Origin of the sequence: uncultured Thiodictyon sp. (genome assembly GCF_903946935.1) — a bacterium.
In the GTDB taxonomy this organism is placed as follows: Bacteria; Pseudomonadota; Gammaproteobacteria; order Chromatiales; family Chromatiaceae; genus Thiodictyon.
Genome location: NZ_CAJAXH010000215.1, coordinates 1 through 14,888, shown reverse-complemented (window position 1 = coordinate 14,888; position 14,888 = coordinate 1). Strand labels below are relative to the sequence as shown.

General features: G+C 65.1%; 14 protein-coding genes. 10 read left to right on the top strand and 4 right to left on the bottom strand.

The features are described 5' to 3' along the window. Position 1 precedes the first annotated feature (1 nt). Positions 2-1,282: an FAD-dependent oxidoreductase gene (locus QZX93_RS18505; RefSeq protein WP_295384766.1), complete on the bottom strand. Its 1,281-nt coding sequence runs from the start codon at positions 1,280-1,282 to the stop codon at positions 2-4. A gap of 420 nt (positions 1,283-1,702) precedes the next feature. Here QZX93_RS18505 and QZX93_RS18500 point away from each other — a divergent pair, with 420 nt between their 5' ends. After that, the gene (locus QZX93_RS18500; protein WP_295384798.1) at positions 1,703-1,936 is read left to right on the top strand and encodes a BolA/IbaG family iron-sulfur metabolism protein; all 234 of its coding nucleotides are present in this window, start codon (positions 1,703-1,705) and stop codon (positions 1,934-1,936) included. Positions 1,937-2,052: 116 nt separating this feature from the next. Continuing rightward, the gene (locus QZX93_RS18495) at positions 2,053-2,292 is read left to right on the top strand and encodes an acetyltransferase (protein WP_295384764.1); all 240 of its coding nucleotides are present in this window, start codon (positions 2,053-2,055) and stop codon (positions 2,290-2,292) included. Between the two features lie 43 nt (positions 2,293-2,335). Here QZX93_RS18495 and QZX93_RS18490 read toward each other — a convergent pair whose 3' ends face one another. Beyond that, positions 2,336-3,526: a hypothetical protein gene (locus QZX93_RS18490; RefSeq protein ID WP_295384762.1), complete on the bottom strand. Its 1,191-nt coding sequence runs from the start codon at positions 3,524-3,526 to the stop codon at positions 2,336-2,338. A gap of 101 nt (positions 3,527-3,627) precedes the next feature. Between QZX93_RS18490 and QZX93_RS18485 the strand changes: the two genes are divergently transcribed. Then, complete coding sequence (locus QZX93_RS18485) at positions 3,628-4,341, top strand: ComF family protein (RefSeq protein ID WP_295384760.1); 714 nt, start codon at positions 3,628-3,630, stop codon at positions 4,339-4,341. Positions 4,342-4,494: 153 nt separating this feature from the next. Here the strand turns inward: QZX93_RS18485 and QZX93_RS18480 are convergent, their stop codons facing one another. Further along, positions 4,495-5,271, bottom strand: a complete 777-nt coding sequence (locus QZX93_RS18480) for a zinc ribbon domain-containing protein (protein ID WP_295384758.1) — start codon at positions 5,269-5,271, stop codon at positions 4,495-4,497. 369 nt (positions 5,272-5,640) lie between these two features. On the opposite strand from QZX93_RS18480, the gene soeA reads away from it, so the two are divergent. The 4 genes from soeA (at position 5,641) to soeC (ending at position 11,124) form a co-directional block, all read left to right on the top strand. Then, on the top strand, positions 5,641-8,532 hold the full coding sequence (gene soeA / locus QZX93_RS18475; protein ID WP_295384756.1) for a sulfite dehydrogenase subunit SoeA: 2,892 nt from the start codon (positions 5,641-5,643) through the stop codon (positions 8,530-8,532). Positions 8,533-8,608: 76 nt separating this feature from the next. Next, positions 8,609-9,040 carry a DUF2750 domain-containing protein gene (locus tag QZX93_RS18470; RefSeq protein WP_295384754.1) on the top strand — a complete coding sequence of 144 codons (432 nt, stop codon included), beginning with the start codon at positions 8,609-8,611 and terminating at the stop codon, positions 9,038-9,040. A gap of 171 nt (positions 9,041-9,211) precedes the next feature. Continuing rightward, a complete protein-coding gene (gene soeB / locus QZX93_RS18465) occupies positions 9,212-9,934 on the top strand; it encodes a sulfite dehydrogenase subunit SoeB (RefSeq protein WP_295384753.1) in 723 nt (240 codons plus the stop codon). A 212-nt stretch (positions 9,935-10,146) separates the two neighbouring features. Beyond that, on the top strand, positions 10,147-11,124 hold the full coding sequence (soeC, locus tag QZX93_RS18460) for a sulfite dehydrogenase subunit SoeC (RefSeq protein ID WP_295384750.1): 978 nt from the start codon (positions 10,147-10,149) through the stop codon (positions 11,122-11,124). Here the strand turns inward: soeC and QZX93_RS18455 are convergent. Then, positions 11,121-13,013: a potassium transporter Kup gene (locus QZX93_RS18455; protein WP_295384748.1), complete on the bottom strand. Its 1,893-nt coding sequence runs from the start codon at positions 13,011-13,013 to the stop codon at positions 11,121-11,123. The genes soeC and QZX93_RS18455 overlap by 4 nt on opposite strands. A 376-nt stretch (positions 13,014-13,389) precedes the next feature. Here QZX93_RS18455 and QZX93_RS18450 point away from each other — a divergent pair, with 376 nt between their 5' ends. The 3 genes from QZX93_RS18450 to QZX93_RS18440 all read left to right on the top strand — a co-directional run. Next, the gene (locus tag QZX93_RS18450) at positions 13,390-13,887 is read left to right on the top strand and encodes a hypothetical protein (protein WP_295384746.1); all 498 of its coding nucleotides are present in this window, start codon (positions 13,390-13,392) and stop codon (positions 13,885-13,887) included. 280 nt (positions 13,888-14,167) lie between these two features. Then, positions 14,168-14,473, top strand: coding sequence for a type II TA system antitoxin MqsA family protein (locus QZX93_RS18445; RefSeq protein ID WP_295384744.1), 306 nt, complete (start codon positions 14,168-14,170; stop codon positions 14,471-14,473). 31 nt (positions 14,474-14,504) lie between these two features. Beyond that, positions 14,505-14,888: DUF6444 domain-containing protein (locus tag QZX93_RS18440; RefSeq protein ID WP_295384741.1), on the top strand; the 384-nt coding region annotated here is incomplete at its 3' end.

Below are 14,888 nucleotides of genomic sequence, written 5' to 3'. Positions count from 1 at the left end.
CTTATGCTTCCTCTCTGGCTGTCTGGTGAATAACCTTGATCGCGCGCAGTGCCGCGCCGGTCGCGCTTTGTGCCGAGCGGTTCACGTCGAGCGGGCTGGAGGCCGAGCCGGCCCCGCACATGCCGCCATCGGGCGAGCCCTCGATAAAACCGGACGAATCGGTGATCACATCCTGCGGCAGTGCGATGGAATTGGACTCCGGCTCCATGCCGATCGCCAGCACCACCAGGTCGTGAGGGGTCGCGTAGCGGTGGTAGCCCTCGGTGTCCACGCCGTGCAGGATCGGGTCGCCGTTGTCGGCCTGCGCGATCCGCGCGACCTTGGACTTGACGAATTTGACGGTCTTATCCCGCTGCACCATCTGGTAAAAATCTTCCAGGCGGTCGATGGAGCGGATGTCGATGTAATAGACCGTCGACTGCCCGTCCTCGCCGAGCGCCTCGCGTACATACTGGGTCTGCTTCAGCGTGGCCATGCAGCAGATGCGCGAGCAGTGGCGCAGGTGGTTCTCGTCGCGTGAGCCGGCGCACTGGATGAAGGCGATGTTCTTCGCCTCCTTGCCGTCGGATGGGCGCAGCAGCTTGCCGCCGGTCGGCCCCGATGGGTCGGCCAGCCGCTCGAACTCGACACTGGTGATGACATTGGGGAAGCGCCCATACCCATAGGGTTGGATCTTCGCGGCATCGTAGGGCCGCCAGCCGGTCGCCCAGACGACGGCGCCGACCGAGAGTTGGACCGTCTCTTCCTGCATCTCCAGATCGATGGCGCCGACCTTGCAGGCCGCCTTGGCCAGATCGGCATCGGCGGTCCCGATGAGCGACGGGGCGAGCACATAGCGCTGCGGATAGGCCATGGCGTGCGGCAGGTACGCGGCCTTGATCTGGCCCATGCCATAGTTGTACGGATTGGGGATTTCGGCGCTGACCGCGGCCGAGCAGTCGCCGCAGGCGGTGCAGCGCTCGTTGACGTAGCGTGGGCGAATCTTCAGCGTGGCCTGGTAGTCGCCGCGCTGCCCGGTGATGCCCGCCACCTCGGTCATGGTCAGCACCCGCACGCGGCGGTTGGCCTTGAGTCGCCGCAGGTTGATTTCCAGCCCACAGGTCGGATGGCACATCTTGGGGAAATAGCGGTACAGCAGCGCGGTGCGTCCACCGAGCGTCGGATTGCGCTCGACCAGGACCACGTCACGTCCGCATTCAGCCGCCTCGAGTGCCGCCGTCATGCCGCTGATGCCACCGCCGACCACGAGAATCGTCTGGCTAGTCGCGATAGGTGCCGTCATGAAATCTCCACTGCGTTACAGGTTACAAGACTGTCAGGTACCCTGGGCCGTGCTCGCCCTCGGTTCCCGGCTGCGGGCCATGGTCATCCAAACTGGATTACGGACAGCAAAGTCAACCATCCGCGAGTGCATAAGTAACTAGTGATGTACTTATGACGGCTATATTATCCGCGCCGGGGCCGGCGGGCAAGGCGGTTCGCGGTTGATATGCGTCACGCGCCTGCCCATTTAGGAGCGGCCCCTTGGCCGCGACGGGCGGCCGCAACGGCGATCAAGGCTGAGGTTCGGCTCATGCTAGGGTTCGCTGGGCACGACCGCGGTGGCCTTGGGCTTCGGCCAAGACGCCGAGGGCGGCCCGGTTATCATTGATTTTTATAAATGTCGCTGGCGCAGGGCGCCACTGAAACACAGGGGCAATACATGGAGACTGAGATCATCGCCGGGCTGATTCGCGCCGGCATCCCGGGGGCCGAGGTGCAGGTAACCGGGGACGGCAGCCACTTCGAGGCGGTGGTGGTGAGTGCCGCCTTCGCCGGACTCACACCCATCAAGCGGCACCGTCTGGTGATGGATACGGTGCGCGAGCAGATCGCGAGCGGGGAGTTGCACGCGCTCTCCATCCAGGCCCAACTCCCGGCCGAGCCGGCCGGTTGAGGGGGCGCCGGGTCCGCTACTTTGCCGAGGCAGTGGTTGGCTGCCGTTGGCATTTCGCGGCCGTGGCTCCATCTTCAAGGAGGCCGTGATTCACCACTAGCGATGGAGGTAACGCCATGTTTCTCAAACACTCAATCACCGGCAAGATGGTCGAGGTCCTGAGCCTGCGGGACCTGTTCAACCCCATGCACGAGACAGTGATCGGGCGCTATCACTACGGTGAGGAGGCGCAGGACCCGGAGAGTTTCGACAAGGCTGAACTGTCCTTCTGCTCCAACGAGACCATCCCCAAGTGCTGGACCGATCCGCATTACCGCGACGATGAGGTGATGCGTCACTACAAGGCCCCGGTCTGATCCCCCTGGCCCCTTCGATGTTTGCCCGATCCCCCAGCGGGCGTTACACCCACCGCCCCCAACTGGGTCCGCGGCCCAAGGGCGCGGTGCGCCCCCGCAGGATGTCCGCCACGGCCTGCGGGTCAAAGTCGGCGGCGGTCAAGGCCAGTCGGTGCTCGCTCGCGAGTCGGCGGTATTGGTCGCGGGCGTGGTCGAGCAGTGCCCGCTGGGCGTCCAGCAGGGTCTCGACCAAGGCCGCGTCCGGCGCGTGGTAGAGGGTCAAGACCTCCACGTGGTGGTCGCGGTGCAGCCGGGCGACCGCGGTGTCGACATCGGCGCGGCGGGCCAGCGCATCGCCGCCATAGGGTATCGGGTGGGCGGTGGCATGGCCCGGGGAGTCGCCGATCAGCACCAGCAATCGGCGGCGCTCGTCGCCCCATTGGAGCGCCCCGGCCGCGTCCAGTGCGTCGGCCAAGGCGTCCACGAAGTCGCCGCCCGGGGTGGCCAGTATGCGCGTGAGCAGCAGGTCGGCCAGCGCCGCCGCCGCCAACGGAACCAGCAGGTGCCCCGGTCGGTCTGCCGGCAGGGAGCGCAACCGGTACGCGGGCACCAGGTCGGCGGCATAGACCCCCGGGGGCGGGGCCTCGTCGCCGAAGGCGATGACGGCGAATCGGCAGCCCTGGTCAGGCGGGCAGTCGCTTGCGAGTTGCCGCAACAGTTCCATCGCCGGCTCGACCACCGCGGCCCATTGGTCCGGCTGGTTCAGCAGCAAGGTGTCCAGCGTCGGCGCCGGCCGGTCGGCGTCCATAGTGGTCCGATCGTCCGCGTGCGCCTGGGCGCCGCCGCGGGTCGTGGCGTCGATCACCAGACAGATATCCCAGGCGGACGGCGCCGCGGGGGGTGGAATCGGCGGCAGCGGGCCGTAGGTGCGCTCCACCGGTAGGAACAGGACCTGGTGGCTGCCCGCGTCCAAGAGGGGCTCGCCGTTGTCGGTGAGGCGCAGCGTGCAACGGACCAACTCGCCGGGCTGGGCGCGGACCTCGGCGCGCAGGCGTGGCCGGCCCCCGACCGCGATCGCCAGATGGATGGCATCGGCGCCCGGAAGGCACTCCAGGCTGAAGGGGTACTCCCCGTTCGCAGTCGGCGCGAGCGGCAGCGACGCCGGGGCCACGCCGTCCGCCGGGATGGCGGTGACGGTGACGGTGATGGGTGCCGGGGAGGCGGCGACATCCGCGGGGGGGTGGTCGGTATCCATGGTCGATGCTCGGTGGGTGGTGCGGGCGCCCTGGCCGTTACCGCAGTCTGATGGCTGATTGTAGTGGTGCTGTGAGTATTTTTGGTCACACCGGATAGGCCATGACGTTGTCACACCTCGAGACCGGCTGGTTGATGGATACGCTGTTTCCGCCGACCTGCCTCCTGTGCGGGGCGCCCGGCGCGCATGGGCGCGACCTGTGCGCCGGGTGCGCGGCGGAGCTCCCGCACAATCGCCACGCCTGCCCGGGCTGCGCGCTGCCCTTCGACACCCCCTTGCCCGCGGGGACGCTCTGCGGCGCCTGTCAGCGCCGCCCGCCGCCCTTTGTGCGGGCGCTGGCTGCGCTGCGTTATGAGACGCCCATCCCGACCCTGGTGGGTGCGGCCAAATTTCGCGGGCGGCTTAATCATGCGCGTCTGCTCGGTCAGTTGTTGGCGGACGCGGCCCTGGGGCTGCCCGCGCCCTGGCCCGAGGTGCTGGTGCCGGTGCCGCTGCACCCCGCGCGGCTGGCCGGGCGCGGCTATAACCAGTCACTGGAGATCGCCCGCGTCGTTGGGCGCGCCCTCGAACTGCCGGTCGATACCGCCTGTTGCGGCCGGGTGCTGGCCACGCCGCCCCAGGCAGGGCTCGATGAGCCGGCGCGGCGGCGCAATATTCGCGGGGCCTTCGCGGCACAGACACCCTGTCCCTGGCAGCGGGTCGCCATCTTGGACGACGTCGTAACCACCGGCAGTACCGTCAGTGAACTGGCGCGGGTGTTGCGGCGGGCCGGCGCGCGGCGCGTGGAGGTTTGGGCGGTGGCGCGCACCCCTTGATCCCCCAACCCTGGATTGGCTCACGCCAAGGCGCCAAGACAGAAATAGCGCAGTCCCCAGGCGGTCTGGGGCTTCCGTCGGGTTACTGGCCCGATGCTGACAAGGCACGGAATAACCTTGGCGCCTTGGTATGAGAACGCTTGTTCTCAGGTGTCAGTCCTGCCTGTTCAGGTACCCGAACTGGCGTGCCAGCAGCCAGGCGCCCCAGGCCAGCGCCAGGACCATGACCAGGCAACCGACGACGCGGCTGGATTGGGCCAGCCGGTGATCCAGGTCCAGCAGCCCGGTTTCGCCCAACAGATACTCCCAGTCGTGGAATCCGTAGGGGGAGGACTCGCCGAAATTGCCGCCCACCAGCGGCAACACGCCGGCGCGCGCATCGTTGATATAGGGGGCGATATCGAGAAAATTCTCGCCGAACCACCACAGTGAGACGGCGGCGCCGAAGGGGTCCCTGGTCTGGATCAGCAGCACGCCGCAACAGATGGCCGGCATCAGCAGTTGGCCCAGGGTGCCTCCCAAGGACATGATCCAGTGCCCGAAAGGCCGAAACAGGATGTGCCCGAACTCGTGGAAGGGCAGGTTGACCAGGTGCAGAAAGGACCCGCCGACAGCGCCGCTCTCCACTGAGGCCAGCATCAGGGTCAGGCCCCAGACCAGGAGCACCGCCCACAGGGTCGCGTGCGCGCCGAGCGACAGCCAGTCCCCGCTCGGTCTGGCCGGTAAAATGAGCGAGTCCGGCCACTCGGGGTCGGGCGCCTGATGGTGTACGCTCGGGGCGCGCGCCCGCTGCACCGGCGCCGGGGGTGGCGCGGGGGCCTCCTCTCCTCGGCGCGGGTGGTACTTGTAATATTTCGCAAAGACGATGCCGCACCGAGCGCAAATCAGGTTGTCTGTCGGTTGTTCGGCACCGCATTTTGGACACTGCATCGACATGCCGTTCACCTTGCTGGTCGCCGGAGCCAATCTGCGCAGTTTAACCTGGAAAGCGGCATTGTCACGCCAAGGCGCCAAGCTCGCTAAGGTTTTTCAGTATCTTATCGACCTTGAGCGAATAACCCGGCGGGTGACCAGGAGACTGAAACCAGGCTCTATGTCTTTCTTGGCGAACTTGGCGCCTTGGCGTGAGTCATTCCGGGACTTCGGTCGAATGCGCGTTCCAGGCGGGTGGTGTCACGTCCCCGCAGGGGGCTGAACGCGCGGCTGACTTGGCGGCCTGGCCACGCGGGTTTGCACCGGGTTACGGAAGACTATTAGAATCCGCGAAATTATCAGCCCGTCAGTCAGCCAGGTCGCCCCATGCAGGACCCCACCACCCACTCGGACGCTGGCGTCGGCCGGGTCGAGGTCAAAGAGACCACGTGTTACATGTGCGCATGCCGCTGCGGCATCCGTGTACATCTGCGCGACGGCCAGGTCCGCTACATCGAGGGCAACCCCAATCATCCCTTGAATCACGGGGTGATCTGCGCCAAGGGGTCCTCCGGGATCATGAAGCAGTACTCCCCGGCGCGCCTCACCCGACCGCTGCGGCGCAAGCCGGGGGCGGAGCGGGGCAGTTCGCAGTTTGAGGAATGCTCCTGGGAGGACGCCTTCACCCTGTTATCACAGCGGTTGGAGCGGATCCGCGCCACGGACCCCAAACAGTTCGCGCTCTTTACCGGACGCGACCAGATGCAGGCCCTGACCGGACTCTTTGCCAAGCAGTTCGGTACCCCCAACTATGCCGCCCACGGGGGCTTCTGCTCCGTGAATATGGCCGCAGGGATGATCTATACCATCGGCGGCTCATTCTGGGAGTTCGGTGGTCCGGACCTCGACAAGGCCAAGCTCTTCGTGATGATCGGCACCGCCGAGGACCATCACAGCAACCCGCTCAAGGTCGCCATCGCTGAATTTAAGCGGCGGGGCGGGCGCTTTATTTCAATCAATCCCATCCGCACCGGTTACTCAGCCATCGCCGACGAGTGGGTGCCCATCAAGCCGGGGACGGACGGCGCACTGCTGCTGGCCATCATCCGTGAGCTAATCAGCTTGGGGCTTTATGACCGCGACTTCCTGATCCAGTGCAGCAACGCCGCCGAGCTGGTGGTCGATGACCCGGCGCTGGCGGATCACGGGCTCTTCCGGCGGGTCGATACCGATGTGGACCCCGAATGTATCGACCCCGAGAACAAGCTGTGGTGGGATCGCAACAACGGCGCCGTGCTCACCCATACCCCAGGGGCCGATCCGCTGCTCATGGGCCGCTATACGCTCGATGACGGCACCCCGGTCAAGCCCGGCTTCCAGCTACTCAAGGAGCGGGTGGAGGAGTGTACCGCGGAATGGGCGGAGGGTATCACCGGTATTCCGGCCGCGACCATCCGCCGTCTGGCGCACGAAATGGGCGTGACTGCGCGCGATGAGAAGATCGAATTGCCGATCCCCTGGACCGATGCTTGGGACAATGAACACGCCAGCGTCACCGGCAACCCGGTCGCCTTCCATGCCATGCGCGGCCTGGCCGCCCATTCCAACGGGTTTCAGACCACCCGGGCGCTGGCCATCCTCATGAGCATCCTGGGGACTATCGACCGCCCCGGCGGCTTCCGCCATAAGGCCCCCTATCCGCGGTCCATCCCACCCTGTCCCAAGCCCCCGGTGGGTCCCGAGTGTGTCAAGCCCAACACCCCATTGGACGGTATGCCGCTGGGTTGGCCGGCTGGACCTAAGGACCTGTTCGTGGATGCGCAGGGGGAGGCGGTGCGTCTCGACAAGGCCTTCTCCTGGGAATATCCGCTCGCCGTCCATGGGCTGATGCACAACGTCATCACCAATGCCTGGCGCGGCGACCCCTATCCGATCGACACCCTGTTACTGTTCATGGCCAACATGGCCTGGAATTCGACCATGAATACGGTCGAGGTCCGCCGGATGCTCACCGACAAGGGTGCGGACGGGGAGTATAAGATCCCCTTCCTGGTGGTGTGCGACACCTTCTCATCGGAGACCGTCGCCTTTGCCGACCTGGTGCTGCCGGACACCAGTTATCTGGAGCGCCACGACTGTCTCTCCATGCTGGATCGGCCCATCTCCGAGTTCGACGGCCCGGTGGACTCGGTGCGGATTCCCGTGCTGCCCCCGCTGGGCGAGTGTAAGCCATTCCAGGAGGTGCTGATCGAGCTGGCCTCGCGGCTTAAGTTCCCGGCCTTCGTCCATCCGGATGGCAGCCGCAAATACCGCGATTATCCTGACTTCATCGTCAATTACGAGACCTCTCCCGGCTCAGGAATCGGCTTTCTCGCCGGCTGGCGCGGTAAGGATGGCGACAAGTTTTTGAAGGGCGAGCCCAATCCGCAGCAATGGGAGCGCTACGCCGAGCACGGCTGCTTCTATCACCACGAGTTGCCGCGCTCCTATCAGTACAATCGCAATTGGAACCAGGGTTATCTGCACTGGTCGCGCGTCCATGCGATGACCCGCCATTCGGACCCCATCCTGATTCATATCTATTCGGAGGTCCTGCAGCGCTTCCGGCTCGCCGCCCAGGGCAAGCTGCCGGGGCGCCGGCCGCCGGAGCGACTGGCCCAGCGCGTCGAGACCTATTTCGACCCCTTGCCATTCTATTACGAGCCGCTGGAGCACGGACTCACGGATACCCAGCGCTATCCGCTCAATGCCCTGACCCAGCGGCCCATGGCCATGTATCATTCCTGGGATAGTCAGAACGCCTGGTTGCGGCAGATCCACAGCCACAACTATCTGTTCGTCAACCCGCAGGTGGGGGCGGCCAACGGGTTTGGCGATGGCGACTGGATCTGGGTCGAGTCCGCCCACGGCAAGGTGCGGTGCATGTGCCGTTTCTCGGAGTCCGTGGAGCCGGGTACCGTCTGGACCTGGAACGCCATCGGCAAGGCGGCCGGGGCCTGGGGCCTCGGCAAGCGCGCCGATGAGTCACGCAAGGGCTTCCTGCTCAATCATCTGATCAACGAGGAACTGCCCGCCCATGCGAGCGGCGAGCATTGTTCCAATGCCGACCCGGTGACCGGGCAGGCGGCCTGGTTCGATGTCCGGGTACGGGTCGATAAGGCCGGTGCCGAGGAGCCCAAGGAGACCTCACCCCAGTTTACGCCCATGCCACTGCTGCCCGGACAGGAGCGGCGACGCGGCCGCTGGCAGGCGTATGTGGCCGGGTTGTTTCGGAAATAGAACTGGATGCGGCGCGCCGAACCGTACACCGCGCGCCCTGTCCGCCCTAAGCACTTCACCTCAAGCAGGTAGCGTCATGACCGACCTTTCAGCCGATTATCAAGAAAGCCACGACCGCTTTGTGCGCGAGGTTCGGGCCTCCGGTCTGGTGTGGGGTCTACAGTCGGACAGCGGCTGGGCCGTCTGCGAGTCCAATGAATACGAGGATACCGACGTCTACCCGTTTTGGTCCACCGAGGCGCAGGCGAGTGTTCACAGCTCCGACGACTGGGCTGGCTATAAGCCGTCCAGTCTGCACCTGGACCTCTTCATCGATACCTGGCTGGCCGGGATGGAGGAGGACGGGGTGATGGTCGGAACCAACTGGGACGCCGAGCTCATGGGGCTGGAGGTGGAGCCGTCCGACCTGGCCGATGAGTTGATGATCGATGAGTACGACGACGAGGAGGAGGATGACGACGAGGAAGAGGAGGACGACCTGGATGACGACGGCCGCGGCCGTTCCTGAGTCACGCTAACGGCCATGGTGCCCGCACCACCCCGAACGATGAACGTGGCGGGCGCCTTGGCCGTTCCCCCTCCCCGCCCTCCGCCAATAGGGGAGGAAGAATTGGAGCGCGCTCCCGGCGCGACTTTCACGGTAAGACCGCTGCACAATGCCAATGAGAAGTAAGCGCCCATGACCCAGATGGCCCTGGTGATCGACCTGAATGTCTGCGTCGGCTGTCACGCCTGCGTGACCTCCTGCAAGCAGTGGAATACCTCCGGCTGGGCGGGTCCTCTGGTCGATCAGAATCCCTATGACGCGGACCCCACCGGGACCTTCTTCAATCGCGTCCAGACCTTCGAGGTCGGCACCTTCCCGGATACCGAGACGGTCCACTTCCCCAAGAGTTGCCTGCATTGCGAGGAACCGCCCTGCGTGCCGGTGTGCCCCACTGGCGCCTCCTACAAGCGGGCGGACAACGGCATCGTTCTGGTCGATTACGATAAGTGCATCGGTTGCAGATACTGCTCCTGGGCCTGTCCCTATGGCGCCCGAGAGTTCGATGAGAAACAGCGGGTTATGAAGAAGTGTACCCTCTGCATCGACCGCATCAGTGATCAGACCCTGCCCGAGCGGGAGCGTCGGCCCGCCTGTGTCATGGCCTGCCCGACGAGTGCCAGGCTCTTTGGCGACGTCCATGACCCGGACTCCGAGGTCTCGATTGCCATCCGTGAGCGGGGCGGGTACCAGTTGTTGCCCGAGTGCGGCACCCAACCGGCCAACCATTACCTGCCGCGGCGCAAGACGCGGATGTATATCCACCCCGAGGAGCTCACCCGGGTCGACAACCCCTTGCTCAAAGAAGAGTTCATCGGCGATGAAGGCGATGAGACCTTGGACGATGTGGCCTGGTAGGGGCTGGCCAGTGGCTATTGGTCAGTGGCGAGCTTTTCTCGTGCCCACGCTCCAGCGTGGGAATGCCGGGCGGGCGCTCCGCGTCCACGCTTGCTCCCACGCCGGGGCGTGCGCGCCAGTTCGGCAGGAGCATGCCGGTGCGGTGTGACCGCTCAGTGCCTGACCACCAACCCACTATTTACTAATCACTAATCATTGGTCACTGACTCGCCATGCACCCCGCCTTCTCAGTCCTCTTTCTGACCACCCTGATCGGCACCGGTCAGGGGTTGTTCCTGGCCCTCTATACCGGTCAGTGTTACTCCCTGGCAAGTTTCCTGCCTGAACAATCGACCGAGTTTTATACCTTCGGCAGCCTGTTGGCATTGCTCCTGCTGCTCGCCGGGCTGTTGGCCTCATTCTTTCATCTCGGGCGGCCGGAGCGGGCCTGGCGGACGGCGGCCCGCTGGCGCTCGTCCTGGCTGTCGCGCGAAGTCCTGCTCCTGCCCCTGGTGATGGCCCTGACCGCTGCCTTTGGGCTGGCTCATTGGTTGGGTTATACCCAGCCCTGGTTCACCCTGGGGGGCTGGCTGCGGGTGGACCCGACACTCACGATCGGCCTGGCGGCTACGCTGGCGAGTTTTGCCCTGTTCGGTTGTACCGCCATGGTCTATGCCGGTGTCCCCTTTCTGCGGGAATGGCGCTCGACCTTCACCGTGGTCAATTTTACCCTCTTCGGATTGAGTTCAGGCTTCCTGTTGGCGACCGGCTTTGCGGCCTATAGCGGCAATCATCTGGCCGCCGTCTACGGCGGTTGGTGGGTGGTGTTCACCGTGCTGGCGATGCTCTCCCGGCTGGCCTCGCTCTACCGCAACGCCCATCTCAAGCAGAAGAGCACGACCCAGAGCGCCATCGGTGTGCGCCACCAGTTCGTGGTACAGAAGGCACAGGGGGCCACCGGTGGTTCATTCAATACCCGGGAGTTCTTCCATGGCCGCAGCGAGGCCACCCTGGAGTGGGTGCGCCGCTCATTCGTCATCCTGGTCTTCCCGGTGCCGATCCTGATGATCGGCACGGCCTACTTGACCCACTCTCGGACCCTGGCCATCGTTGCCTTCTTCATCCAGTATGCCGGGCTGCTGGCCGAACGCTGGTATTTCTTCGCTGAGGCCCGCCACCCGCAGAACCTCTATTACCAGAGCGTCGCCTAGAGGTTTACTTGCGCGCCGAGCTCAACCACCCGGTTGGGCGGCAGGCCCAAATAGGCCGCCGGGCTGCTCGCATTGCGGAACAGGCCGGCAAAGAGCTTCTGTCGCCAGGCGGCCATCGGGGCGCCGCGGGTCGGTATCAGGGTCTCGCGTCCGAGGAAGAAGGTCGTATTCTCCAACTCGCAGGGGATGTCGAGACGTTGGCACAGACGCATGGCATCGGCGATGTCTGGCGCGTCCATGAACCCGATGTCCATCCGCGCCTGATAGAAACGGGCGTTGATGGGCACGATCCGCACGCGTTTATCCCGCGCGACATGCGGCTTGCTCGACACGGCGATGTGCAGGACGATCACCCGCTCGTGCAGGCACTTGAAGTGTTTAAGCACATGCAATAGCGCATGGGGCACCTGCCCGGGGCGGCCCGAGAGATAGACCGCCGTCCCAGCCACCGTGGGGATGCCTTCGCCCTCGATCAGCGGGACGAAGGTCCCCAGCGGCATACAGTCCTTGGTCAGGCGCGCGATGAGCAGTGTCCGCCCACGCTTCCAGGTGCTCATCGGGATAAAAAGCAGCGCGGCGAAGGTCAGCGGGAGCCAGCCGCCATCGCCGAGTTTGGGCAGGTTGGCCCCGAAAAAGGCCAGGTCGACGGCCAGAAAGAGCCCCAGCACGACGAAGGTGCGGGTGAGACCCCAGCGCCAACGCCGCCGCGCGACCACGAACGCCAACACGGTGGTGATACTCATGGTCCCGGTGACGGCCACCCCATAGGCGGCGGCCAATGCGTCGGAACTGCCGAAGCTCAACACCAACCCGGTCACCGCGACAAAGAGTATCCAGTTGACCACCGGGACATAGACCTGGCCACGCTCCGCTCTGGAGGTGTGCAACACCGTCATGCGCGGGAGATAGCCGAGCTGGATGGCCTGGGTGGTCAGCGAAAAGGTCCCGGAGATCACGGCCTGGGAGGCGATGACGGTTGCCACCGTGGCCAGTGCCACCAGGGGCACCAGTGCCCAGCCGGGGGCCAGTCGGAAGAAGGGGTTATCGACGACCTGCGGTTGGCTCAGCAGGAGCGCCCCCTGGCCGAAATAATTCAGCACCAGGGCAGGGAACACCAGCATGCTCCAGGCCAGGCGTACCGGGGTGCGGCCGAAATGACCCATGTCCGCGTACAGCGCCTCGGTCCCCGTGATCGTCAGCACGACGGCGCCTAAGGAGAAGAACGCCAACAGCGGATGCGCCATGAAAAAGGCCACGGCATAGGTGGGCGATAGTGCGACCAGTACGCCGGGTTGCTCGATAATGGCGCCGATGCCCAAGGCGCCCAGGGTCAGAAACCAGATCGCCATGATCGGTCCGAACCAGGCCCCCACGCGCGCCGTACCGTGCCGCTGGATGGCGAACAGTGCGAACAGGATCGCCAGCGTCGCGGGAATGATCCACGCATCCAGGTGGGGCGCGATCATCTTCAGGCCCTCCACGGCGGACAGCACCGAGATGGCGGGGGTGATGATCCCGTCGCCATAGAACAATGCCGCGCCGAACACACCCAGCACAATCAAACGGTGGCCCAAGGGTAGGTGGGCCAGGCGTCGCTGCACCAGGGCGATGAGTGCCATGATGCCACCCTCGCCCCGGTTATCGGCGCGCAGGATGATGACTACGTATTTCAGCGAGACCACAATCGTGAGCGACCAAAACACCAAGGACAGCACGCCCAGAATGTTTTGCGTATCCATCGGGACCGGATGGCGGTCGTTGGCAAATACCGCGTGAATGGCATAGAGCGGGCTGGTGCCGATGTCGCCATAGACCACACCCAAGGCGGCCAGGGACAGCACGCCCAGGTGCCGGCACGGCGCGGCGGAGCTGGCGGGGGGAGTGCTCATGTGACTCTCCTGTCGTTGTGGCTAACCGTTTCGCCCCGGTGGAAGCGCTTCAGCCGCGACGAAGCCGCCGCAGCTTGGTAGGTCGCGTCGCGGCTGAAGCCGCTCCCACCGGGCCCATCCAGGGCGTAGGCCTCGTGTGGTTGCGGAACGCTAGCCCCCGGTGGGCGGTACTGTCAACCTAGATCCGGCCGCCAAGCCCTGTCGAGGCTCCACCTGGGCGCTGGCCCACGACCAATCGAAGTCAGAGTAAATCGGGGCGGATTTTGACTTCCCGACGGATGACAAATCCGAGGTCCGACCTGTGAGCTCAATCACAACGCTGTCGGGATCGTCGAGTGAATACTCATCGCGGTCACCACGTCCATCCGAGAACGCCATGACTTTCACCGAACACCGTTTCGACCCCGACTATATCCGCTCCAGGGTAGCCGAGCGCCAGGCTCACCTGAAGGCAAACCGCGGTATTTTCGACCTGCTGGGTTTCGGCCTGCGCGTGATCACGGAGCGCCTGGACCAGGACCCACGACGCTATCGGGACTACGGCCCCTACTGGCCTGCCCTCAAGGAGGTACTGAATGCCCACGGTGCCGACCTAGGGGATCATTCCGATCCGCTGGTGTCCAAGGTCTACCGGGGCGCTACCGCGATTGAAACCCTGATCATGGCCGACGAGTTCCGGGCCGAGTACCTGCGTACGCGGGGGATAGGGGCCAACCGCTTCCTGTTGGACGCCGGGAGTGGGCGTGGTGGACGCTCCATGATGCTGACATGGCCGGGCCGGCAGGCTGATTGTGCGCGCCAGGCGATTCTGGTGGGTGTAGCGGCCCGCACATATCGGCAGCCCGACCCACAAACATCGCGTCATCCAGACTGATCGTTGCCGCCGTGGGAATCAGTGGCGGCGTCGATCATCACTGCGGCCACCCCGCCTCTCGTGACACCGCTCCGGTGACTGGGCACGTATTCGCAGACACCAAACCCCGCCGCGCCCGGGAGCGCCGACAGCCTGTCGGCGACGGCGCGAAGCGCCGTTTGCTCGGTAAAACAAGGCCCTTTGCGATTCACCGCAAAACCGCGAACCGCCTGCGGCGGTTGGCCGACAGACTGTCGGCGCTCCCGGGAGCTCCGCGCCGGGAACTCCGGCGGCTGGAGGTATGATCAAGGCCGCAGCAGCAACGGGCGAATTCTGCCCGGCCTGCGCTGAATCCGTCTTGGCTGCGGCGGAACCTGATCGTGTCATGCGTGAGATGCGAGCCTTCTCGAAGCAGGTCAACGCCGCGATCGTTGATCCTGCCTTCATCACCAACGTGTGCAAGAAGTTCGCATTCGACCGGCGCCAAGCGGCCGAACTGTTTGGTCGTGCTGTTAATGCGTTCTCACGCTACGCGACCGGCAAGACCAATCCGTCTTTGGCGGTAACTACTCAGGTCCCGCGGACCGGCCTCGCCGGTTTTGCTTGAACACGCGGCGCGGATGCGGATAATCGCAGCCATGGAACCCCTGCCCGACCTGACGCGTCTGAGCGCTGCCGAGAAAGACGCCCTGATTGAGGCGTTGTGGGCGCGCGTCGCCGCGCTGGCGGCAACGGTCGAGGAACTGAAAGGTCGGCTGGCGAAAAACAGCCGCAACTCCAGCAAGCCACCGTCCTCGGACGGGCTGAACAAACCCAAGCCGAAGTCGTTGCGCACACGAGGGGAGAAGCCGACGGGCGGCCAGAAGGGCCACGCCGGTCACACCCTCAAGCGCGTGGCGCAGCCGGATCGGATTCAAACGCATCCCCCGGCGAGCCAGTGCGATACCTGTGATCGCCCCTTGGGTACGGCGGTCGTGGTCGAGACCCGCCAAGTGTTCGACCTGCCGCCGCTGCGCTGCGAG